Origin of the sequence: Tropicimonas isoalkanivorans (assembly GCF_900112335.1) — a bacterium.
Classification (GTDB): domain Bacteria; phylum Pseudomonadota; class Alphaproteobacteria; order Rhodobacterales; family Rhodobacteraceae; genus Tropicimonas; species Tropicimonas isoalkanivorans.
The window spans coordinates 116,717-137,913 of the sequence record NZ_FOLG01000009.1; the positions used below are offsets into that span (position 1 = coordinate 116,717).

The 21,197-nt window shown below is 63.7% G+C and carries 17 protein-coding genes; 6 read left to right on the forward strand and 11 right to left on the reverse strand.

Annotation, left to right across the window (positions count from 1 at the left end):
- Positions 1–13: 13 nt before the first annotated feature.
- Positions 14–1,567 (reverse strand): acyl-CoA carboxylase subunit beta, encoded by a 1,554-nt coding sequence (locus tag BM075_RS14940; RefSeq protein ID WP_093361503.1) that lies wholly within the window; start codon positions 1,565–1,567, stop codon positions 14–16.
- Positions 1,568–2,127: 560 nt separating this feature from the next.
- Here BM075_RS14940 and BM075_RS14945 point away from each other — a divergent pair.
- Positions 2,128–3,042: a sugar kinase gene (locus BM075_RS14945; protein ID WP_093361504.1), complete on the forward strand. Its 915-nt coding sequence runs from the start codon at positions 2,128–2,130 to the stop codon at positions 3,040–3,042.
- Positions 3,043–3,176: 134 nt separating this feature from the next.
- Here BM075_RS14945 and scpC read toward each other — a convergent pair whose 3' ends face one another.
- From scpC to BM075_RS14985, 8 genes are all read right to left on the reverse strand, one after another.
- Positions 3,177–4,685: a succinyl-CoA:acetate CoA-transferase ScpC gene (scpC, locus tag BM075_RS14950; protein WP_218152861.1), complete on the reverse strand. Its 1,509-nt coding sequence runs from the start codon at positions 4,683–4,685 to the stop codon at positions 3,177–3,179.
- 387 nt (positions 4,686–5,072) lie between these two features.
- Positions 5,073–5,849 (reverse strand): ZIP family metal transporter, encoded by a 777-nt coding sequence (locus BM075_RS14955; RefSeq protein WP_093361505.1) that lies wholly within the window; start codon positions 5,847–5,849, stop codon positions 5,073–5,075.
- 181 nt (positions 5,850–6,030) lie between these two features.
- Positions 6,031–6,447 (reverse strand): nitrilase-related carbon-nitrogen hydrolase, encoded by a 417-nt coding sequence (locus BM075_RS25115; protein WP_143089884.1) that lies wholly within the window; start codon positions 6,445–6,447, stop codon positions 6,031–6,033.
- Positions 6,371–7,591 carry a diaminopropionate ammonia-lyase gene (locus BM075_RS14965; RefSeq protein WP_093361506.1) on the reverse strand — a complete coding sequence of 407 codons (1,221 nt, stop codon included), beginning with the start codon at positions 7,589–7,591 and terminating at the stop codon, positions 6,371–6,373. Before BM075_RS14965 ends, BM075_RS25115 begins: the two co-directional genes overlap by 77 nt.
- A 73-nt stretch (positions 7,592–7,664) precedes the next feature.
- Complete coding sequence (locus BM075_RS14970) at positions 7,665–8,702, reverse strand: TRAP transporter substrate-binding protein (RefSeq protein ID WP_093361507.1); 1,038 nt, start codon at positions 8,700–8,702, stop codon at positions 7,665–7,667.
- A gap of 159 nt (positions 8,703–8,861) precedes the next feature.
- Positions 8,862–10,145, reverse strand: coding sequence for a TRAP transporter large permease (locus BM075_RS14975; RefSeq protein ID WP_093361508.1), 1,284 nt, complete (start codon positions 10,143–10,145; stop codon positions 8,862–8,864).
- A complete protein-coding gene (locus BM075_RS14980; RefSeq protein WP_093361509.1) occupies positions 10,145–10,675 on the reverse strand; it encodes a TRAP transporter small permease in 531 nt (176 codons plus the stop codon). The genes BM075_RS14975 and BM075_RS14980 overlap by 1 nt, the downstream gene beginning before the upstream one ends.
- Positions 10,676–10,982: 307 nt before the next feature.
- A complete protein-coding gene (locus tag BM075_RS14985) occupies positions 10,983–12,560 on the reverse strand; it encodes an ABC transporter substrate-binding protein (protein ID WP_245758861.1) in 1,578 nt (525 codons plus the stop codon).
- A 463-nt stretch (positions 12,561–13,023) separates the two neighbouring features.
- Between BM075_RS14985 and BM075_RS14990 the strand changes: the two genes are divergently transcribed.
- The 4 genes from BM075_RS14990 (at position 13,024) to BM075_RS15005 (ending at position 18,513) form a co-directional block, all read left to right on the forward strand.
- Positions 13,024–14,631 carry an ABC transporter substrate-binding protein gene (locus BM075_RS14990; protein ID WP_093361511.1) on the forward strand — a complete coding sequence of 536 codons (1,608 nt, stop codon included), beginning with the start codon at positions 13,024–13,026 and terminating at the stop codon, positions 14,629–14,631.
- Positions 14,632–14,818: 187 nt separating this feature from the next.
- Complete coding sequence (locus BM075_RS14995) at positions 14,819–15,775, forward strand: ABC transporter permease (protein ID WP_093361512.1); 957 nt, start codon at positions 14,819–14,821, stop codon at positions 15,773–15,775.
- A gap of 10 nt (positions 15,776–15,785) precedes the next feature.
- A complete protein-coding gene (locus tag BM075_RS15000) occupies positions 15,786–16,850 on the forward strand; it encodes an ABC transporter permease (protein WP_093361513.1) in 1,065 nt (354 codons plus the stop codon).
- Position 16,851: 1 nt separating this feature from the next.
- The gene (locus BM075_RS15005; protein WP_093361514.1) at positions 16,852–18,513 is read left to right on the forward strand and encodes an ABC transporter ATP-binding protein; all 1,662 of its coding nucleotides are present in this window, start codon (positions 16,852–16,854) and stop codon (positions 18,511–18,513) included.
- A gap of 100 nt (positions 18,514–18,613) precedes the next feature.
- Here BM075_RS15005 and BM075_RS25030 read toward each other — a convergent pair whose 3' ends face one another.
- Positions 18,614–18,736 carry a hypothetical protein gene (locus tag BM075_RS25030; RefSeq protein ID WP_281244955.1) on the reverse strand — a complete coding sequence of 41 codons (123 nt, stop codon included), beginning with the start codon at positions 18,734–18,736 and terminating at the stop codon, positions 18,614–18,616.
- Between the two features lie 310 nt (positions 18,737–19,046).
- On the opposite strand from BM075_RS25030, the gene BM075_RS15010 reads away from it, so the two are divergent.
- Positions 19,047–19,652 carry a vWA domain-containing protein gene (locus tag BM075_RS15010; RefSeq protein WP_093361515.1) on the forward strand — a complete coding sequence of 202 codons (606 nt, stop codon included), beginning with the start codon at positions 19,047–19,049 and terminating at the stop codon, positions 19,650–19,652.
- A gap of 18 nt (positions 19,653–19,670) precedes the next feature.
- Here BM075_RS15010 and BM075_RS15015 read toward each other — a convergent pair whose 3' ends face one another.
- Positions 19,671–21,155 carry an inorganic phosphate transporter gene (locus BM075_RS15015; protein ID WP_093361516.1) on the reverse strand — a complete coding sequence of 495 codons (1,485 nt, stop codon included), beginning with the start codon at positions 21,153–21,155 and terminating at the stop codon, positions 19,671–19,673.
- Between the last annotated feature and the right edge of the window lie 42 nt (positions 21,156–21,197).

Here is a 21,197-nt window from a genome sequence, read left to right on the forward strand (position 1 = left end):
CGAAACCTTTCTCTTACAGCGGGATGTTGCCGTGTTTCTTCGGCGGGCGAGTCTCGCGTTTTGACAGCAGCGCCCGCAGCGACAGGGCAATGGCGCCCTTGGTTTCGCGGGGCTGGATGACATCGGAGACAAAGAGCATCCCGGCGGAGAGGTAGGGCGAGGCAAACTCGGCGCGGTACTCGTCGGCGAGTTCCTTGGCCTTGGCCGTCCGGTCCTCCGCATTGGCGAGTTCCTTGCGGTAGAGGATGTTAACCGCCCCTTCCGCACCCATCACCGCGATCTCGGCCGTCGGCCAGGCCAGAACGCGGTCCGCGCCCATATCCTGGCTGCACATGGCGAGGTAAGCGCCGCCATAGGCCTTCCGCATGATCAGCGTGATCTTCGGCACTGTCGCGGAGGCATAGGCGAAGAGCATCTTCGCGCCGTGGCGGATGATGCCGCGCCGTTCCTCATTGACCCCGGGCAGGAAGCCGGGAACGTCAACCAGGGTGACGATCGGAATGTTGAAGACGTTGCAGAACCGCACGAACCGCGCGCCCTTGTCGGAGGCATCGATGTCGAGCGTGCCGGCCTTCACCGTCGGTTGGTTGGAGACGAAACCCACGACCACGCCACCGATGCGGCCGAAGCCCACCACGATGTTCGCAGCGAAATCCGCAGCGACCTCCATGAAGTCCCCGTCGTCGGCAAGCCGTTCGATCACCTTGCGGCAGTCGTAGGGCAGCTTCGGATCTTCGGGCAGGATGTCATCGAGCGCGGGGTCGTCTTCGACGGACAGCTCCGCCTCGATCCGGTGCGGGGGGTCCGACATGTTGTTGGAGGGCAGGAACGACAGAAGGCGGTGGACGATCTCCACGGCGTGCGTGTCGTTCTCGGCGATGAAGTGGATGTTCCCGGAGACGGAGGCGTGTGCCTGGGCCGACCCGATCTCTTCCATCGTCGTCACCTGCCCGGTCACGGCGCGGATGACCTCGGGGCCGCAGATGAACATCTGCGCGTTCTCGCGGGTCATGATGAGGAAGTCGGTCAGCGCCGGGCTGTACGCCGCACCGCCTGCACAGGGGCCTGCGATCACGGAGATCTGCGGCACCACGCCGGAAAGCTGGACGTTCCGATAGAACACCTGACCATAGGCCGACAACGCGCCGACGCCTTCCTGAATGCGCGCCCCGCCGGAGTCGTTGAAGCCGATGACGGGCATCCCGGCTTTCCCCGCGCTGTCGAGCGCGTGGCAGATCTTCTTGGCGTGGATCTCGCCGAGAGACCCGCCGGCGACGCCGAAGTCCTGGCTGAATGCGGCCACCGGGCGGCCGTCGATGAAGCCGGTGCCGGCGATCACGGCGTCCGTGGGAATGGATTTGTTCTCCATCCCGAAATGTCGCGTCTTGTGCTGGGCATGCATTCCAAATTCCTGGAACGATCCCGCAGAGAACAGTGCATCGAGACGCTCACGAGCGGTCATCCGCCCCTTGGCGTGTCGATCCTCCGCTTTCTTTGCACCGCCGCCTTCCAGCGCAACTTTGCGCCTCTTCTCCAACTCGTCAGCGAGAGTTTTGGAAATCGCCATGATAGAACCGCTCTGCTAGGGCCGCGTCCGGACGGACGCGGCATGTTCCGGGGATGGCGGGGCCGGTCCCCACGGATATCCCGAAGCCGCCGGATCGGCGTCGGGGTCTCATCACGCAGGATATGGCACCCTTTGGCACGGAAGGTAATGCGCCCTTCTGTCATCGAAATAAAGTGGTTGGCGCCGCTAATGGCTGAACAAAGCGCGAATGCAACGCGGGAATTCCCCCGCTGCAAGCGCTACCAGATGCCGCATGACACCCGGTTTTGGCCTGTCTGGCGGCGTTTAAGCGGCCGTCGCGCCGCACCGGCCCGGAATGCCCAGTTCTGCCGTGATGCCGTCACCCCTTGCGGCATGCGACGCCCCTGCGGTCGACAACACCGCCGGATTCGCTTAGATCGCGGGCGGCGGCGCCCCTCGCCGGGCGTGAGACCACTCGAACGTCCCACCCGCCGCATCCTGACGGCGTGGCCTTCAGCCCGCCACGGTCTCAGGATGCGCCCCCTTCGAAGCGGCCGCCCCGGCAGGGTTCGCGGTCCCCTGCATCAGAGAGACTGCACATGGCGACTGACATTCTCTGCCTCGGCGAACCCATGCTGGAATTCAACCAGCAGCCCGACGGCAACTACCTGCCCGGCCACGGGGGCGACACCTCCAACGCGGCCTGCGCCGCTGCGCGCCAGGGGGCGTCGGTCGGCTACGTCACGTTGCTGGGGAAGGATGCATTCGGCGACAGTTTCATGCAGCTCTGGCGCGACGAGGGCGTGGACACGTCCACGGTCCGGCAAATTTCCGGGGCCCCGACGGGCATCTACTTCGTCACCCACGGGCCGGAGGGGCACGCGTTCAGCTACTACCGATCCAATTCCGCGGCGAGCACCATGCGGCCGGAGGATCTGCCGGTGGAAGCGCTGAAGGAGACCAAGATCCTCCACGTGTCTGGAATCAGCCAGGCGATCTCCGCCAGCGCGGCCGACACGGTTTTCGAGGCGATCGACATCGTGAAGGGCGCCGGTGGGATGGTCTCCTACGACACCAACCTGCGCCTCAAGCTCTGGCCGCTGGCCCGCGCCCGGGCGGTCATCCATGAGGCGATGACACGCTGCGATATCGCATTGCCGGGGCTCGACGACGCGATCCATCTTACGGGTACCGACGATCCGGAAAAGATCGTCGACTTTTACCTTGGCCTGGGGGCCAAGATGGTCGCGCTCACGCTCGGTGCGAAAGGGACCCTCGTCGGAACGCCGTCCGACCGGCGCATGATCGGCGGGCGAAAGGTGAAACCGGTCGACGCGACAGGCGCGGGGGACACCTATGACGGGTCGTTTCTGTCGCGGATCGCGGCCGGCGACGATCCTTTTGAGGCCGCGCGGTACGCAAACGCGGCCGCTGCACTCTCGACCCAAGGCTACGGGGCCGTCGCGCCCATGCCGCGCAAGGCCGACGTGGAAGCGTTCCTAGCCGACGCCTAAACGGCGTTTTCCAATCTGCGAAATGAAAGCGGGGCCGCACGTGCGGCCCCGTTTCTCATTCTTGACTGCCATGCCCGCCCGATTTGACGCCAGAAGCGGCCATGCCGCTTTCGGACGGTCGCGCGCGCTGGCGGTTAGGGGAGCATCGATCCGGTTTCGATGAACCGTTGGTGCCAAGACAGCGACTCGCTGGGCAGCGAAGGCGTTTGCAGGCCGAACGAATCCCGCTTCGCCCGCTCGTAGTAGTCTCGGAGCATGGGCCGGTAATCCGGGTGCGAGCAGTTTTCGATGATCTTTTCGGCCCGCTTCTTCGGAGAGAGGCCACGCAGGTCCGCAAGGCCCTGCTCGGTGATCAGAACCTGCACGTCCTGGGTGATGTGGTCGACGTGGCTCGCCTGCGGAACGATGGCCGAGATCTTGCCGCCCTTCGCCGTGGACGGCGTGACGAACATCGAGATGAACGCGTTGCGGGCGAAGTCGCCGGAGCCGCCGATCCCGTTCATGATCTTGGAGCCCATCACCAGCGAGGAGTTCACGTTGCCGTAGATGTCGGCTTCGATCATGCCGTTCATCGAGATGCAGCCCAGCCGCCGGATCACTTCCGGGTGGTTCGAGATTTCCGTCGGACGCAGAAGAACCTTGTCACGGTAGAACTCGAGGTTATTGCGGAACCTCTCCGCGCCTTCCGGGCTCAGCGACAGGGCGGTCGCGGACGCGAAGGTCAGCTTGCCGCAGTCGAGCAGGTCCAGCATCCCGTCCTGAAGCACTTCGGTATAGGCTTTCAGGTCGTGAAACGGCGCGTCCTTCAGCCCGTCGAGCACGGCGTTGGCCACGTTGCCCACACCCGATTGCAGCGGAAGCAGCCGGTCGGTCAGCCGCCCCATTTTCATCTCGTGCTCAAGGAAGTCCATCAGGTGGCCGGCGATCGTCCGCGAGGTCTCATCGATCGGCGAGAACGGCGCGTTCCGGTCGGGCAGGAAGGTCTCGATGACGCCGACGACCTTGTGCGGATCGCAGCGGAAGGTCGTCTGCCCAATCTTGCCATCGGCAGAGACAAGCGGAATCGGCACCCGGTTCGGGGGCAGCGCGCCGCCGTAGTAGATGTCGTGCATCCCCTCCAGCCGCTCGTCGTGCCAGCTGTTGACCTCGAGGATCACGCGTTCGGCGCAGTCGATCCAGGTTTTGTTGTTGCCCACCGAGGTGGCCGGGATCAGAGAGCCGTCCTCGCGGATGCCGGTGATCTCGATCACCGCCGTCTTCAGCTTGCCGAAGAACCCTTCCCACACCATCGGGGCGACGTGGCTGAGGTGCATGTCGAGATAGTCGATCTCGCCCTTGTTGATCCGGTCGCGCCCCGCGGGGTCGGAGTTGTAGGGCATCCGGGACACGATGGCGTTCGCCTTGGCGAGTGCGCCGTCCAGTTCCGGCCCGGTGGAGGCGCCGGTCCACAGACCGATCTTCAGGTCCTCGCCAGCATCCTCGATGCGGGACGCCAGGGCCTTCGGAAGCGCTTTCGGGTAGCCTGAGCCGGTGAACCCGCTCATGCCCACGATTTCGCCGTTCTCAATCAACGCCGCGGCGTCTTCCGCGCTCATGACCTTCGCGCGAAGTTGGGCATTCTTGATGCGATCAGACGTCGTCACGATCTTTGTCTCCTGTACATGTCAAACCGACGGCGGAAGCGGATGGCGTCGGCACGGGGCCGATGTCACCCGGTACAGCGGCGACACGTCCTTTCGGGGCGTATCTACGTCTACGTTCGTTGGCCTGCGCCAAAAAAGATGCGGCAGGGAGTGGCGCAATTCCATGATACGTTCAATGTGACGATATAGCCTCGCGGCTCATGACGGGACAGATCCCAAGGAATACCACTTAAACCCCCGTCATATTTGAGGAAAACCCGCCTTGCACGCATAGCATACCCTGCCGTTTTGGACGGGCTCTGTTCCCCTTCGGACACACCGCACAGACGATATGTTACGAAGCAGGCAAATGCTGAAAAACACGCCAGGTTGAGTGTGTGGGGCGTTTCAGGCCAGCCAGACATCGAGGAACATCATGACCACCAGGCCGCACAGCAAGCCCGTCGTGGCGGAATTCGCATGATTGCGTCGGTGCGTCTCGGGAATGATCTCGTGGCTGATGACATAGATCATCGCGCCGGCCGCGAAGGTCAGTGCCCAGGGCAGCACGGGCTGCGCAATGGTGACCGCTGCGGCACCGATCAGCCCGCCGATTGGCTCCACAAGGCCGGTCAGGAAGGCCACGAAGAATGCCATGCGCCGACGGTAGCCTTCCGCAACAAGCGCGAAGGCGACCGCGAGGCCCTCCGGTGCGTTCTGCAGGCCAATGCCAATGGCGAGCGTGGTTCCCTGCGCCACATCACCGCCGCCAAAGCCGACGCCAACGGCAAGGCCCTCCGGAAAGTTGTGGATGGCGATTGCAAGCACAAAAAGCCAGATCCGCCGGAGGGAATCCGTCACCGGACCCTCCTTGCCGAGGACGAAGTGCTGGTGCGGGACATGCTCGTTGATCGCGGCGATGAACCCCGCTCCGATCAGCACCCCCATCACGGCAATAAGCGCAGGCGTGGCACCACCACCGTAGAGTCCTTCGGCCACTTCCAGCGCCGGAATGATCAGCGAGAAGAACGATGCCGCGAGCATCACGCCGGCTGCCGCGCCCAGCAGCGTGTCCTGCAAACGCACCGATATGGTCTTGAAGAAGAAAATCGGCAGGGCTCCGACTCCGGTCATCATGCCTGCCGCGACACTGCCCACAACGCCAAGGACGAACGGATCTGTCATTTTGCGTCGGCCTTCCTGATGGGTTTCTGTGTGGCGCCGCGGGACGGACCAGTCGGTGTAGCCATGGCTTTATCCTTTTCACGCGTCTTCAATTAACATTCCGGTCTAGACGCTCTCCGCCCCGTAGGCAAGCCATAAGGGTCCGTGCCGGACTCTGCTGACTCCCTTTCGGTTGCCGCCGCTACTTAATCGGAAGGCCATCGGCATCGGGCTGGCGGTGCCCGGCGAAATCGAACACGTTTGCCCGGATCTCGGTGCAGCGGTCCAGGTCGACGCGGGCCGGAATACCTTCGTCCCCCGTGCCGGCCGCTCGCGCCAAAACCTCGCCCGTGGGTGCCATGACGACACCGCCGCCGATCAGGTCGCAGCCCTCCTGCCGGCCGGCCTCGGCAACAGCCACCGCCCAAAGGCCGTTCTGGTAGCACCCAGCCCGCACCAACAGTGCATTATTGAAGTACTGCGTCGCGGCTCGTCTCGGACGATCGGACCCATCTGGACCGCCGCGGCGATGAACGTGCGGCTTACGCGGCCTGGCCCGAGATGATCCTGTCGTAAAGGTCTGGGTCCGTCGCGCCCTCCGTGCCGAAGACCAGCACATGGCTCTCCGCGCCAAGGCCGAGTAGCGCCCGCGCCTCGGGGTCGCCCATGGCAGCGGCGAGCCCCGCGAGGCCGGCCACCGCGCTTTCGCCGGCCACGATGGCCGGGTCGCCAGACCGCGGGCGCGCCAAATCGCGCATTTCCCGCAGCGCAGCGGCGTCGGGGAGCGCCATGACGGCATCCGCGTGGTCCTTCAGGATTTCCCAGGCCAGCGCGGAAACCTCTCCGCAGGCGAGACCGGCCATCAGGGTGTCGAGATCGCCCTCGACCGGCGTCGGCCGCCCAGCGCGGAAGCTTTCCAACCAGCAGGCGGAGCGATCAGGGTCCGCCAGCACGATTGTCGGCCGCTCCGCGCCCCAACGGCGTTTGGCCTGCGCCGCCACGGCCGCAGCCATGCCGCCAACGCCGGTTTGCAGAAAGACATGCGTGGGCTTCTGCCGAAGCTGCTCGAAGGCTTCGGCCGCCATCAGCTCGTAGCCCTGCATCACGTCCTTCGGCACCTCCATGTAGCCGGGATAGGAGGTGTCGGAGACGACGAACCAGCCCTCGCGGGTCGCGGTTTCCTGCGCCTCCCGGACACTGTCGTCGTAGTTGCCCTTGCAGCGTCGAACCTCCGCCCCATAGGCCTCGATCGCCGCCTTGCGGCCCTCCGAGACCGTTTCGTGAATGAAGATGACACAGCGCGCGCCGAAGGTCTGCGCGCCCCAGGCGACGGAACGGCCATGATTGCCGTCGGTGGCGCAACAGACAGTAATATTGGAAATGATGTCGGCGTATTCGCCCGTCACCAGTTCCAGCATCGCCAGCGACAGGCCCAGCGATTTCTCGAGCTCCCGCTGCAACAGCCGGGCGACCGCATAGGCGCCGCCGAGGGCCTTGAAACTGCCGAGCCCGAAACGCTCGCTTTCGTCCTTGTAATGGAGCGACGCGATTCCGAGGTCCGCGGCGCGCGCGGGCAGCGACCGCAGGGGGGTCGGCGCATATCCGGGCCAGGATGTGATCGCCGACCGGGCGGCGGCAAAGGCGCCGTCGTTCAGGATCTCGTTCTGGCCGGGCGTCCAGGGCGCCGCGCGGTCCGCCATGGGATTCATCGTGAGGACGAAGTCCTCCGCGGAGCCGGTGGAGCGGGTGATCTCGTCGGTCATCGCCTGTCCTCGTCGTGCCCGCCCCTTCCGTTGAATGGCTCCGGGCGGCGGGCGCCCGGAGCCGTGGCCACCCTTAATAGGCGGCTTTTTCTTCTTCTATCGAGGAGAGAAGCGTGTCCAGCATGGAGGTGCCTTCCTCACCGTATTGCTCCTCGATCAGGGCGCGCACGGCGGGTTGTGCAGCCTCGGCGAACTTTGCCTGCTCCTCCGGCGGGACGACGTTGACCTCCATCTTTTCGGCAAGCTTCGGCAGTCCGTTTTCGGAGGCTTCGATCACCCGGCTCATGCCGCGCCCGGCTTCGGTGGCGACGTCGGAGGCCCAATTGATCAATGTCTGCTGTTCCGGGGTCAGCCCGTCAAAGAACTCCTGATTCATGGTCCAGATGTAGGGCGTGATGACGTGGTTGGTGATCGACAGGTACTTTTGGACCTCGTCGAACTTGGCGAAGGCGATGATCGGCACAGGGTTCATCTGTCCATCTGCCACGCCGGTCTGCAAGGCGGTGTAGACCTCGGCCCATGGAAGCGGCGTCGGTTGGCCGCCGAGCGAGGACACGATGGCTTCATGCGTGGGCAGGGTCATGGTGCGGATGCGCAGGCCTTCCATGTCCGCGACGGAGGTGATCGGCTGCTTGGAGTTGGTGAAGGCGAAGAACCCGCCGGAATCGAGCAGGCCGAGCACTTTCAGGCCCGTTTTCGATTCAAGGTCACCCACGAACTTCTCACCGAACGCGCTGTCCTTGGTGATGACCTTGCTCGCCACGCCGATGTTCGGGAAGGCGAAGGGAATGTCGAAGACGCCAACGAGCGGGTAGTGCTGGGCGATCCCGCCGGCGGAGGAGATCGTGCTTTCCACCAGGCCGCCGCGCACCTGCTCGATGACCTCGTTATCCTTGCCCAGCTGGCCGTTGGGGAACAGTTGAACCTCGATCTCGCCGTTCGAGTTACTCTCCACCAGCGACTTGAAGACGGCCGCCATGGTGCCGGAGTGGCTCTGGAACGGGTCCTCCGGGTTCAGGTGCGCCAGCCGGATGGTGACGTCGGCGGCGAAGGCCGTGGTGGCCAGGCAGGCCGTGGCCAAACCGATCGCTGCGGTTTTCAGAAAGGTCATGTGTCCACTCTCCTGTTGGTTTTTAAAGTGCAATTGGGGGGAGACTTGCGAATTGGGGCACAGGCCCCTCACTGCACCCGGACCGCCCCCGGAACGGACGCAACAGCGCCCCTTCCCGAACCGAGTGCGTACATCCACATTCGGCACCCACGCCCATGCCTAGAGGCCCAGCAAGCGGGGCACAAACAGGGTGAGGTCCGACCAATACGCAATGACGATCAGGATCGAGACCTCCGCCAGGATGAACGGCCAGATCTCGGTCGCGATCCGCTCCACCTTCTCGCCCGTCACCGATGCCAGCACGAAAAGGCACGCCCCCACCGGCGGCGTCATAAGGGAGATGTTCAGCGCGAGGATGATCATGATACCCGCGTGAACCGGGTCCATGCCGATCTTGAGGGTCAGCGGCGCCAGCACCGGGGCCAGGATGATGAGGGTCGCGTTGATGTCCATCACCAGCCCGATCATGAGCAGCAACAGCAGAATCAGGCCGATGATGACCTGCGGGTTGTCCGAGAGCGACAGCATCCCTTCGGCCACCGCCTGCGGAATGCGGTTGAAGGTCATCCACCAGCCGAGGATCGACGCTGAGGCAATGATGAGAAAGATCACGCCGGTGATGCGGGTCGTCCGTACGGCGATCTCGTAAAGGTCCCGCCAGGTGAGCGCGCGATAGATCACCCCCCCGACGAAAAGCGCATAGGCCACCGCGATGGAGGCCGCTTCCGTCGGGGTGGCGAAACCGCCGAGGATCGAGCCCAGGATAAACACCGGCAGGAGCGCCGCCAGAAACCCCTCGCGCAACGCGCCCGCCACGGCGCAGAGGCTCGGACGCCCCTCGCCCTTGGGCAGGTTCTTGGCCCGCGCGGTGAGGGCGATCACGGCCATGCAGATGGCGCAGATGAGCAGCCCCGGCAGGATGCCGGCGGCAAAGAGCCCGGCGATGGAGACGCCCATGATGGAGCCATAGATGATCGCCAGCGTCGAAGGCGGGATGGTCGGCCCGATGATGGAACCGGCTGCGGTGACCGCACAGGCGTAGGGCCGGGTGTAGCCGGCCTTTTGCATCGCCGGGACCAACGTGTTGCCGAAGGCTGCGCTGTCGGCGGTGGCCGACCCGGTGAGCCCGGCGAACATCACCGAGGCCACCATGTTGGAATGCGCCATGCCGCCCCGCATCCAGCCCACCAGCGCGTCCGCCAGCTTGACGAGCCCTTGGGTGATGCCGGAGCGGTTCATGATCTCGCCGGCGAGGATGAAGAAAGGCATGGCGAGAAACGGGAACAGGTCCAGCCCCGCAAAGACACGGTCCGGCGCCATGGTCATGAACTTCGGCCCCATGTCGTAGATGCCGATCATCCCGGCGACGCCAATTGCGAAGCCCACGGGCATACCGAAGGCGAGGAAGCCGAAGAAGGCGAGGGGAACCAGCCAGAGCCCCATCACTCCACCCCCCCGGCGAGCGCCTCGCCGGTGCTTTCGGGCGGGCGGCGGGTGAAGATGTCGTGAATGCCGACGAGCGCAAGCTGGACGCAGGCCAGGAACGCCGCAAGCGGCACCCCGGCGAACGGATACCCTTTCGGAATGGCGTAGATCATGGTGAGCCGGGAGAACCCTTTCTGGGCGAAGCTGAGCCCGAACCAGAACAGCAGGAAGAAGAAGACAAAGGCGATGAGGTCGAAGGCGACGGCGAGGACACGGCGCGCGCGCGGCGGCAGGCGTGAGAAGACAAACTCCACGCCGATATGCTCGCGGTAGGCGATCCCGCTGGAGACAGCCAGAAGGGCCATCCAGATCATCAGGTATCGCGCCAATTCCTCGGTGAATGTCAGCGGAAGCGGAATCACATAGCGGACGAGCACCCCGAGCCAGACGTCGAGCACCAGCAGCACGAGCAGCACCACGCAGGTGATCTCCACGACCTTGTTGACCCTGAGGCTCCAGAGACGCGCTGTTGCAGCAATGTCGTCCATTTCAGCCCCCGCTGTCGTTTCCGCAACAAGAGTGAACGACAGGACCGGTTCTGCAAAGCGTTCTGAATGCGGGACCGTTGGACAGGCGACAATCGGCGAGTGCATGCCGACGCCTTAGGCGATACGCCTATAAATTGATCCCATTGTAAGATACTGATTTCTTGAGTGTATTTCAGCTGCAAATGGTGAGTGGCGCGACAGGAGCCATCCGTGGCGATTTCGTCGAGATTGCACGCACCTCGGCCGGAAGATGAGCCAGCGTTCGCGGGTGGGGCGCGCCGCTGTCAGGAGCGGCGCGCCTTTGGCATCAGGCGAAGGACCAGCGCTCCATCCAGCGCTCGCCGTCCATGTCGAAGTTGGAGGCGAACTCGCCCTGCACAATCTTGTCGTTGGTCGCAAAGACGAAGTTCGCGAACATCGGTAGCACGGTGCCGCCATCCTGCGACACGATCTGCTGCATTTCGTAGTACATCTCGCGCCGCTTGGCCTCGTCCAGTTCGGCGCGTGCCGCGACAAGCAATTCGTCGAAACGCGCGTTCGACCACTTGCTGTCGTTCCAGGCCGCTCCGCTTTCGTAGGCGGTGGTAAAGATTTGGTCAGCCGTGGGGCGACCGCCCCAGTAGACCGCGCAGAAGGGGTGCTTCAGCCAAACATCGGACCAATATCCGTCGTTCGGCACTCGGTTGACGTCGATCTTGATTCCCGCAGCCCCGGCCGCGTTCTGGTAAAGCACAGCCGCATCGACCGCTCCGGGGAAAGCCGCATCGGCAGCCGAGAGCTTCACCGTCAGGCCGTCGAGCCCTGCCTGTTGCAGGTAATACTTCGCCTTGTCGGGGTCATAGGGTGTTTGCTCGTAGTCCGGATTGTGGAACCGATAGCTCGGGCCGATTGGCTGGTCGTTGCCCACGGTGCCGTGGCCAAACAGAATTTTCTCGACAAGCTCCTCGCGGTTGATCGCGTGTTTCAGCGCCAGACGCACGTTGACGTCGTCGAGCGGAGCCGTGTCTGCCCGGGCGGCGAAGCTGTAGTACTGCGGGCCGGCGATGGAGTGAATCTTGACCCCCGCATTGCGGCCGAGAAGGGCGACGGTCTTCAGGTCCAGCTTGTCGATCGCGTCGACCTCGCCCGAGACCAGCGCGGTGGTGCGGGCATTCAGGTCCACGATCGACAGCATCTCGACCGCGTCGAACCAGCCACGCTCTTGATTCCAGTCGTCCTGGAACCGCTCGAACTCCGCGACGACGCCGGGGTCGAAATTTGTCAGCCGGTAGGAGCCGCACCCGTCCCCGGACCGCCAGTCAATGCTGCCGGAGTCGTCGGCGGGGCAGATCGCCATATGATAGTCGGTGAAGACGAAGGGGAAGTCTGCGCTGCCGGTTTCGAGATCGAAGACGACGGTGTCCTCGCCATCCTTCTTGATGTCCACGATTGCGGCAACGAGCGGCTTGGCGACCGAGGTCGAATTCTCGCCGCGGTGATAGTTGACCGACGCAATCACGTCGTCCAGCGTTACTGGTTTGCCGGAATGGAAGGTCATGCCGGGGCGGATCTTGAACCGCCAGGACTTCGCGTCGCTGCTCGCCTCCCAGCTTTCGGCCACATCGGGGTCCAGGCTGCCGTCGGTCGCAACCTTGGTAAGGAAGCCGTGCATTCCGAAAGCCAGCGCCACGGTGAAGCCGTTGGTCCAGGTTGCCGGGTCAAGCGAATCGTTGGTGTTGCCGTGCCCCTTGGCAACGCGGATCGTACCGCCGCGGGTCTGGGCCCGAGCTGGCTTGAGCCCTGCCAAGGTACCGACCGACGCGAGGCCGGCGACGGCTGCGGTGGTACCGATGAATGCCCGGCGTGTGGGGCGCGCCATTGCGAGCGGTCGTTTATGATGTGTCATATGTGTTCCCTGAACTATTATTTGTCCGGAGCCGGGAACGGCGACGGACTATCTTGTTTGCGACACATGGTGTCGCTTCTGAACATAGGGCGGGGAGGCCGTGAAAGAAAACATAGATTGGTCCAAAGCCGTCGCCGGTGCGTAGAACAACGGCTACGCCGTTGGGGCCTGATATCTTAAGGCAGACGGTACGTCGCCCGTCATCGCACTGCCCGGGGGCTGGGCGGATCTGACGAAGCGGTCCGTCGCGGAACCGCACAAATACCCCGCCATGCGCCGTCGTGATGGGTAAGATCGGAGACTATCGGTGAAAAATGCCGGCCCCGTCTGGAAATTCGGACTCGTTCGTGATTGGTTGCCGCATGTCGCTTTTGAGCAATCCGGTCGAGAAGTTTAAGGAAAGACTGGAAGATAATCCGCACAGGATGTCGCAATTAGAACATAAGGCTACAGGGAGCCCACCATGCCCAAGAAAAATCAACTACTGCTAGATCGCCTCTCGGACGCGGCGCGCACGGGGCGGATCTCCCGGCGGGAATTCATGAGCTACTCGATTGCCGCCGGTCTGACCGCAAGCACCGCCACCGGCCTGTGGACGACGCAAGCCGCCGCCCAACCCTCGCGCGGCGGGCACTTCCGCTGGGGTCTGCACGACGGCAACACGGCCGATACCCATGATCCCGGCACCTACGTGACCCGGCAGATGATCTATCTGGCCCACACCCATCGCAGCTATCTGACCATGATCAATGGCGACGGTTCCCTCGGTCCAGACCTTGCAGATAGCTGGGAGGCCAGCGCCGACGCCTCGGAATGGACGTTCAAGCTGACCGAGAACGCCACCTTCCACAGCGGCAAGAAATGCACCGCCGACGACGTGATCGCGTCCCTCAACCATCACCGTGGCGAAAGCTCCACATCCGCCGCGAAGGCGCTGCTGACCGATGTGACGGACATCAAGAAGGATGGGGACTACAACGTCGTCATCACCTTGGCCCGCGGCGTCGCGGACCTGCCGTGGCTGATGACCGATTACCACTTCGCTATCTGCCCCGCCAACGACGACGGCACCATCGACTGGCAATCGGGCGACGGCACCGGCCCGTACAAGATCGAAAACGGCGAGTTCGGCGTACAGTGGAACCTCAGCCGCCACGACGGCTGGCACCGCGAGGGCGCGTATTTCGATACCGTCGACCTGCTGGTCCTGAACGACCCCAACGCCCGGCAGACGGCGCTGGTGACCGGCGACGTGGACAGCGTCTCGCTGATCGAGCTGAAGACCATGGCGCTGCTCCAGCGCGATCCAAACATCCAGATCTTCAACATTCCGTCCGCCGGCGCGATCACCATGCCGATGCATTGCGACACCGCGCCGTTCGACAATCCGGACGTCCGCAATGCGCTGAAACTGGCGATGAACCGTGACGAGATCATTGAGAAGATCACGTTCGAGGCCTCCACCAAGGCGAACGACTTCCACCATTCGCCGGCGCAACCTTACTGGCCCGAGGGGATCGAACAGCGCGAGTACGACCCTGACCAGGCGAAGTCCCTGCTCAAAAAAGCGGGCGCCGAGGGCCTGACGGTCAACCTGAGCACGGCTGACAGCATCTTCACCGGGGCCGTCGACATGTGCGTGCTTTACGCCGAACAGGCCAAAGCCGCCGGAATCAACATCAACGTCGTACGGGAGCCGAACGATGGCTACTACTCCGAGGTATGGTTGAAGAAGCCGTTCTGCATGGTGTCCTGGGGTGCGCGCCCGACGCCGGACGTCATTTACACCCTTGCCTACAAGGAAGGCGCCGCCTGGAACGAGAGCCGCTGGGTCAACGAACGGTTCAACGAACTGCTGTTGCAGGCGAAGTCGGAGCTGGACGAGGTCCTGCGGGCGGAAATGTACCGGGAGATGGCCGAGCTGATGCGGGACGACGGGGGCACCCTGATTCCGTTCTTCAACAACTTCGTCTATGCGGCGCGCTCCACCATTGGTGTGCCGGACCAACTCGCCGCGAGCTGGGAGTGTGACGGCGCCCGCGCGGCGAGCCGTTGGTGGTCCACCAGCTGACGGAAGACCAAAATACACCCCGGCGCCACATCGCGCCGGGGTTCGTCATTACGGGGGCAAACGGCGGCCGATACTCGACTGAGCCATGCCAATACGGCGGCATCACCTACGCAGATGGCACGCCCGCGAAAACAAGAACAATGAACTTCCGGTCTTCGGCCACCGGACTCGAAATGCGGAGGGACGCATGGGGAAATTGAGCCGATTGATACTGAAACGTCTTGGATTGGGGCTCATAACAATCCTGGTCGTGTCAGTTTTGATCTTTTTTGCAGTGGAACTACTGCCTGGCGACATCGCCGAATCCGTGCTCGGACAGGGCGCGACGGAAGAAACCGTAGCGGCAATGCGTGAGCAACTGGGCCTGGGTCGGCCAGCGGTCGTGCGCTACTTCGAATGGCTGGGCGGCGCGGTACAGGGCGACTTCGGCGTCTCTCTCGTTTCAGGCGAACGCGTGAGCGCGGCAATCTCCGACCGCTTCGTAAACACGCTTTTCCTGGCCTCCTACGCGGCCGTCATCGCGGTGCCGATTTCCATCATTCTCGGAGTCTTCACCGCGCTCTACCGCAACACGATCTTCGACCGTGTTGCCAACGTGGCCACGCTCAGCACAATCTCCTCGCCGGAGTTCTTTCTCGGCTACATCCTGATCCTCTTCCTGGCCGTGCGAACCTCCATGTTCCCCGCCATATCCAGCCTGAGCGGCAGCATGAGCTTTGCGGACCTGCTACAGCGTACCTTCCTGCCCATGCTGACGCTGGTTTTGGTCGTCACGGCGCACATGATGCGCATGACGCGCGCGGCGATCATCAACCTGCTTGCCTCGCCCTATATCGAGATGGCCCGCCTGAAAGGCACGCCGCCCTGGAAGGTGATCGTCAAGCACGCCCTGCCGAACGCCTGGGCGCCGATCATCAACGTGGTGGCGCTGAACCTTGCCTACCTCATCACGGGCGTAGTGCTGGTCGAGGTGGTGTTCGTTTATCCAGGGATCGGCCAGTTGCTCGTCGACGCGGTTGCCAAGCGAGACTTCCCGGTGGTGCAGGCCTGCTGCCTGATCTTCGCGGCCACCTTCATCCTGTTGAACCTCGCGGCGGACGTTGGAGCGATCTTGACCAACCCGCGCCTGCGGCATCCGAAGTGAGGGCGGGACAATGGCAATCTTCGTAATCCTCTACTATTCCGCGCTGATCGGGGCCTCGTGCCTCGCGGCCTATTACAACAAACGTTCGGCCTTCCTTCTGCTGTTTTCGCTGACGCTGGTCTCCTTCGTGCTCGGGATCGTCGGTGGCCCGTCGGCACTGCGTACGGTGGCGATCTTCGCGGGGGCACTCGCGCTGGCGGCCGGCACGTCCTATGCGTTCCGCGAGTTTCTCATCCAGATCACCCGCCCGAACACCGCGCGCGAGCTTCGGACGGCGCCGCTGACGGCGTCTTTCGGTATGTTCGTGATCTTCGCCTATACCATCGCGGGAATCTTCGCCCCCTGGATCGCACCGCATGGCGAGGCCGAAGTGATCGGCCAGGCCTTCCAGCCGCCTGATCAATCGATGATCCTCGGCGCCGACCAACTCGGGCGCGACATGTTCAGCCGGATCATCTACGGCGCCCGAAACTCTGTCGGGCTTGCATTGATGGCCACGCTGCTGGCCTTCGCCATGGGAGCCTTCGCCGGGCTCTATGCGGCAGTAAGGGGCGGCATATTCGACCAGATCCTCGGCCGGATTGCCGATGTCATCATGTCGATCCCGTCCCTGATCTTCGCGCTGCTCATGCTGTCGATCTTCGGAACCGGCCTGCATGTCATCGTGATCGTCGTGGCGATCATTTATTCTCCACGCGTCTTCCGCCTGACCCGCGCGGTGGCGGGCAATATCGTGGTGATGGACTACATCGAGGCGGCCAAGCTGCGAGGCGAGGGAAACTGGTACCTGATCCGCAAGGAGATCCTGCCGAATGCGACCGCACCTCTGGTTGCGGAGTTCGGCCTGGAATTCTGCTTCGTGTTCCTGCTGATCGCGGGGTTGAGCTTCCTCGGCCTGGGCATCCAGCCGCCGACGGCCGACTGGGGCTCCATGGTGCGCGAGAATGCGACCCTGATTTCCTTTGGCGACATCACGCCTCTGATCCCGGCGGCGGCGATCGCGCTGCTGACCGTGGCCGTCAACTTCGTCGTCGACTGGATGTTGTTCCGGTCCTCCGGCCTGAAGGAGCAATGACATGAAAAAGCGGTTCACCGACGAGGATGTCCTGCTCAAGATCCGCGATCTGAAGATCGAGGGCTACTCCGACGAAACCTGGGTGCCGATCATCAAGGGGGTCGACCTGACGTTGCATCGTGGCGAGGTCATGGGCCTGATCGGCGAAAGCGGGGCTGGTAAGTCCACCATCGGCGCGGCAGCCATGGGCTATGCCCGGGACGGCACGCGGATCTCGGACGGCTCCATCGAGTTCGACGGTATGGAGCTGACCACGGCGTCGGAGACGGAGCGGCGAGCCCTCAGGGGGTCGCGTATCGCCTATGTGGCGCAGTCCGCCGCGGCCTCCTTCAACCCGTCCCACAAGCTGATCGACCAGCACGCCGAAGCCCCCGTGCACTACCGCATCAAGAAGCGGATGGCGGCGCAGGAAGACGCGATGGAGCTCTACGAGCGGTTGCGCCTGCCCAATCCCCGGGAAATCGGCTTCCGATACCCGCACCAGGTCTCCGGTGGGCAGCTCCAGCGGGCGATGACGGCTATGGCCATGTCCTGCCGGCCGGACCTCATCATTTTCGACGAGCCCACTACGGCGCTTGACGTCACGACCCAGATCGAGGTGCTGGCGGCGATCCGGGACATCGTGGATCAGTTCAACACCGCGGCCATCTACATCACGCACGACTTGGCGGTCGTTGCCCAGATGGCCGACACGATCAAGGTGCTGCTGAAGGGCGAGGAGGTGGAAGAGGCGCCCACCCGTGAAATGTTGGAGAACCCGCAGGAAGAGTACACCAAGAGCCTTTGGGCGGTGCGCAGCTTCCACAGCCCGCAACGACGGCGGCCTGCCGACAACACCCAGCCGGTGATCTCTGTACAGCACGTCGACGCTTCCTATACCGGCGGCGAGAAGGTGTTGGACGACGTCTCCTTCGACATCTACCCCGGCATGACCGTCGCGGTCGTGGGCGAATCCGGGTCCGGCAAGTCCACCACGGCGCGGGTCATCACCGGGCTTCTGCCCCCGTCGTCCGGGCAGGTCTTGTGCAAGGGCGAGCCGTTGCCCCCGCGGTACCAGGACCGAACGAGAGATCAGCTTCGACAAGCGCAGATGATCTACCAGATGGCCGACACGGCGCTGAACCCCAAGGTGCGGATCAGCGAGATCATCGGCCGCCCGGCGCAGTTCTATTCCGGCCTTCGCGGTCCGAAGCTGAAGCAACGGGTCGACGAATTGCTCGACCTGATCGAACTGGACCCGGCGAAGTTCTACAGCCGCTATCCCCCGGAGCTGTCCGGCGGGCAGAAGCAGCGAATTGGCATTGCCCGGGCGCTGGCTGCCGAACCGGAATTTATCATCTGCGACGAAGTCACGAGTGCGCTCGATCAACTCGTCGCAGAGGGGATTCTGAAGCTACTGGACCGTCTGCAGTCCGAACTGGGGCTGGCCTACATGTTTATCACGCACGACCTGGCGACCGTTCGTTCGATTGCCGACGAAGTGGTGGTGATGCAGAACGGCAAGGTCGTGGAAAAGGGGCCCAAGGACGAGATGTTCACGCCCCCGCACCACCCCTACACCGACCTGCTCCTGTCGTCCGTGCCGGAGATGGACCCGGACTGGCTCAGCACCGTCCTCGAGGAGCGAGGAGTGGACAACCTCGGCGAAGCCGCGGACGTGTGAACTGCGTGACAAAGGGGCCTGACACACGTCGTCAGGCCCCTCGCGCTCACGTCACGGGGGCGGAACGTCAAGACCCGGGCCCACCGGCCCCGGTGAAGGATTACAGAATCACGGCCGCGGTCGTCGCCATTGTGCCAACGATGATGGCATACACGACAACCAGCCCCGGAAAATTGCCGGCGCGCATGCGGTATTCGCGGATCAGATCGTCTCGTGTCGGCATGGCGGACTCCCGCAGGTAAAGGGTCGGGTTTTCGTGCTCTCTCCGACCCCAGCTAGTAGAACGGACTTCGTCGAGCAAGAATAGCGTTGACGGCGTCAGCATTTTTTTGCGCCTGTCGGCATTCGTCCGCTGATACCGCCGGGCGCCTTTCCCGCCCACGGTGGCGCCAGACCGGGCACCAGATGCCTTATTTTTAGGCCGTAGACGGAGCGGCGGACCGCTCGCGCCGTCCGCAAGCTTCCCCCACGTCGCTCTCCCGGTAACGGTTTTCATCAGGGAGGAACCGACCTTTGCAATAAGGAACGTTCCGATGAGACTGCTCCTGTCCTTAGTTCTTGCGTGCATCTGTGCCAGTGCTGTGACCGCTCGGGCCGAATCGCACACCATTTTCCTGCTCGATGTTTCCGGAAGCATGGAACTGCCGGTTGCCGACGAAAAGCGGATCGACCGCGCCAAGGCCGCGCTTGTGGCCCCGCTGTCCTCCGGCCGATACCCGGGCGCCGAACTCATCATGTGGAATACCCAGAAATTCTTCGACGACTACGGAGACGGTGCCAAGCTCGCCAGTCAGTTGAGCGCGGCAACGAAGGGCCACAGGGGCTCCTATCTGGGCTCGGCCTTCGAAAGTATCAGCGAGGCAGGCTATCGCTGCGCGCATGTCGTCTTCGTCACCGACGAGTACCCGGACGACCAGGGCGACTTCACCCACGCCATCAACGGCCTGCTCGCGGCAGACCGGCAAAACACGGTGACGATCTACGTGGTGAACCACCCGCTGTCGAACCGCTATGCAAAACGGTTCGCGCAGGTGAGCGACAGCACGTCCTACCGTGTGGTCGACGGCAACCGTGAGAGATCCCTTGATGCCTTTCTAACGGCAAACCCGGCGACGGACGCCTGCGGAACGCTGTCCTGAGGAACGTGTAGATCGGCGTCAGCCGATCATCAGGCGCATCCCGAGGAACACGATGGCCGACAGTGTCGCTGCGGCAGGGACTGTTATGACCCACGCGGCCACAATGGTCAGGAAGTGGGAGCGGCGGACCAGCTTGCGCCGCCGTCGCTCCTCGGGAGCGAGCGGCGGCCTGTCCGGGATCGCCACGCGCGCGCGCCGCAACCGACGCTCGGTGTCCCATTCCCGGAAGAACCCCACGCCGAACACGCCGCCAACAGCAATATGCGTGGAACTGACCGGCAGGCCGAGCCAGCTCGCGACGATGACGGTGATCGCCGCCGACAGCGCCACGCAAAAGGCTCGCATCGGGTTCAGCTTGGTGATCTGGCTGCCGACCATCCGGATCAGTTTCGGGCCGAACAGGAAGAGCCCGAAGGAGATGCCGAAGGCGCCGATGATCATCACCCAGGCCGGGATGTTGATGGCGTCGGTGAAACTGCCCGTCTGGGATGCATGGACGATTGCCGCCAGCGGCCCCACGGCGTTCGCCACGTCGTTCGCACCGTGGGCGAAGCTCAGCAGGGCGGCCGAGACGACGAGCGGGATGCCGAACAGCAGCTTGAGGGACTTGTTCCGGTTTTCCAGGCCCTCGGACTGCCGTCGAATGACCGGGATCATCGTCAGCCACGTCAGCAGGCCAATCGCCCCGCCGATTCCGATCGCCGATCCGAGGGAGATCTTCACGACGTGCTTCAGCCCCTTGAGGGCAAGATAGGCGGCGAACGTGCCCGCCATGATGCCGACGAGGACGGGAACCCACCTGCGGGCCGCGGCGATCTTGTCGGGCTGGTAGATGATGTTGGACTTGATGAACCAGAGGAACCCGGCCGCGACCGCCCCTCCCAGGATCGGAGAGACGACCCAGCTCGCGGCAATCGTTCCCATGGTCGCCCAGTCGACGGCAGACACACCCGCCGCTGCGATGCCCACGCCCATCACGCCCCCGACGACTGAATGGGTGGTGGAGACCGGCGCGCCGATCCACGTGGCAAGGTTGACCCAGAGCGCGGAGGACAGCAAAGCCGCCATCATAGCCCAGACGAAGGTCTGCGCATCCTGCATGGAGGTCGGCGCGATGATCCCCTTGGCGATGGTGGACACAACGTCTCCGCCCGCGAGCAAGGCACCCGCGCTCTCGAAGACCGCCGCGATCAGAATTGCCCCGCCCATCGTCAGGGCGTTCGCCCCCACCGCCGGACCCATGTTGTTGGCGACGTCATTCGCGCCGATATTCAAAGCCATATAGGCGCCGAAGCCCGCCGCGAGGATTACGATGGCAGTGTGCGGCGTTTCGCCGAGGACGAGTGCCGCTGCCAGGCCGGCCAGCACCACGAAGACGGCGGAAATCCCGGGCCCCACCATGGGACGGGCGACATATGCGGTCGCCAGTTCCAGGTGGGAAACGCGGCCCAGGTCTCGGTCCAGCGTCTCCAGATGACGCGCCTCAAGGTCCCTACTGCTCATGGTCGCTCCCAGATCCTAGTGGGTCGCGTGCCTATGTCCGAA

Coding starts and splice junctions, on each gene's coding strand:
- BM075_RS14940 (WP_093361503.1), bottom strand. CDS start 1,567: ATGGCGATTTCCAAAACTCTCGCTGACGAGTTGGAGAAGAGGCGCAAA.
- BM075_RS14945 (WP_093361504.1), top strand. CDS start 2,128: ATGGCGACTGACATTCTCTGCCTCGGCGAACCCATGCTGGAATTCAAC.
- BM075_RS14955 (WP_093361505.1), bottom strand. CDS start 5,849: ATGACAGATCCGTTCGTCCTTGGCGTTGTGGGCAGTGTCGCGGCAGGC.
- BM075_RS25115 (WP_143089884.1), bottom strand. CDS start 6,447: ATGTGCTGGTCTTCGGCACGGAGGGCGCGACGGACCCAGACCTTTACG.
- BM075_RS14965 (WP_093361506.1), bottom strand. CDS start 7,591: ATGACCGACGAGATCACCCGCTCCACCGGCTCCGCGGAGGACTTCGTC.
- BM075_RS14970 (WP_093361507.1), bottom strand. CDS start 8,702: ATGACCTTTCTGAAAACCGCAGCGATCGGTTTGGCCACGGCCTGCCTG.
- BM075_RS14975 (WP_093361508.1), bottom strand. CDS start 10,145: ATGGGGCTCTGGCTGGTTCCCCTCGCCTTCTTCGGCTTCCTCGCCTTC.
- BM075_RS14980 (WP_093361509.1), bottom strand. CDS start 10,675: ATGGACGACATTGCTGCAACAGCGCGTCTCTGGAGCCTCAGGGTCAAC.
- BM075_RS14985 (WP_245758861.1), bottom strand. CDS start 12,560: ATGACACATCATAAACGACCGCTCGCAATGGCGCGCCCCACACGCCGG.
- BM075_RS14990 (WP_093361511.1), top strand. CDS start 13,024: ATGCCCAAGAAAAATCAACTACTGCTAGATCGCCTCTCGGACGCGGCG.
- BM075_RS14995 (WP_093361512.1), top strand. CDS start 14,819: ATGGGGAAATTGAGCCGATTGATACTGAAACGTCTTGGATTGGGGCTC.
- BM075_RS15000 (WP_093361513.1), top strand. CDS start 15,786: ATGGCAATCTTCGTAATCCTCTACTATTCCGCGCTGATCGGGGCCTCG.
- BM075_RS15005 (WP_093361514.1), top strand. CDS start 16,852: ATGAAAAAGCGGTTCACCGACGAGGATGTCCTGCTCAAGATCCGCGAT.
- BM075_RS25030 (WP_281244955.1), bottom strand. CDS start 18,736: ATGCCGACACGAGACGATCTGATCCGCGAATACCGCATGCGCGCCGGC.
- BM075_RS15010 (WP_093361515.1), top strand. CDS start 19,047: ATGAGACTGCTCCTGTCCTTAGTTCTTGCGTGCATCTGTGCCAGTGCT.
- BM075_RS15015 (WP_093361516.1), bottom strand. CDS start 21,155: ATGAGCAGTAGGGACCTTGAGGCGCGTCATCTGGAGACGCTGGACCGA.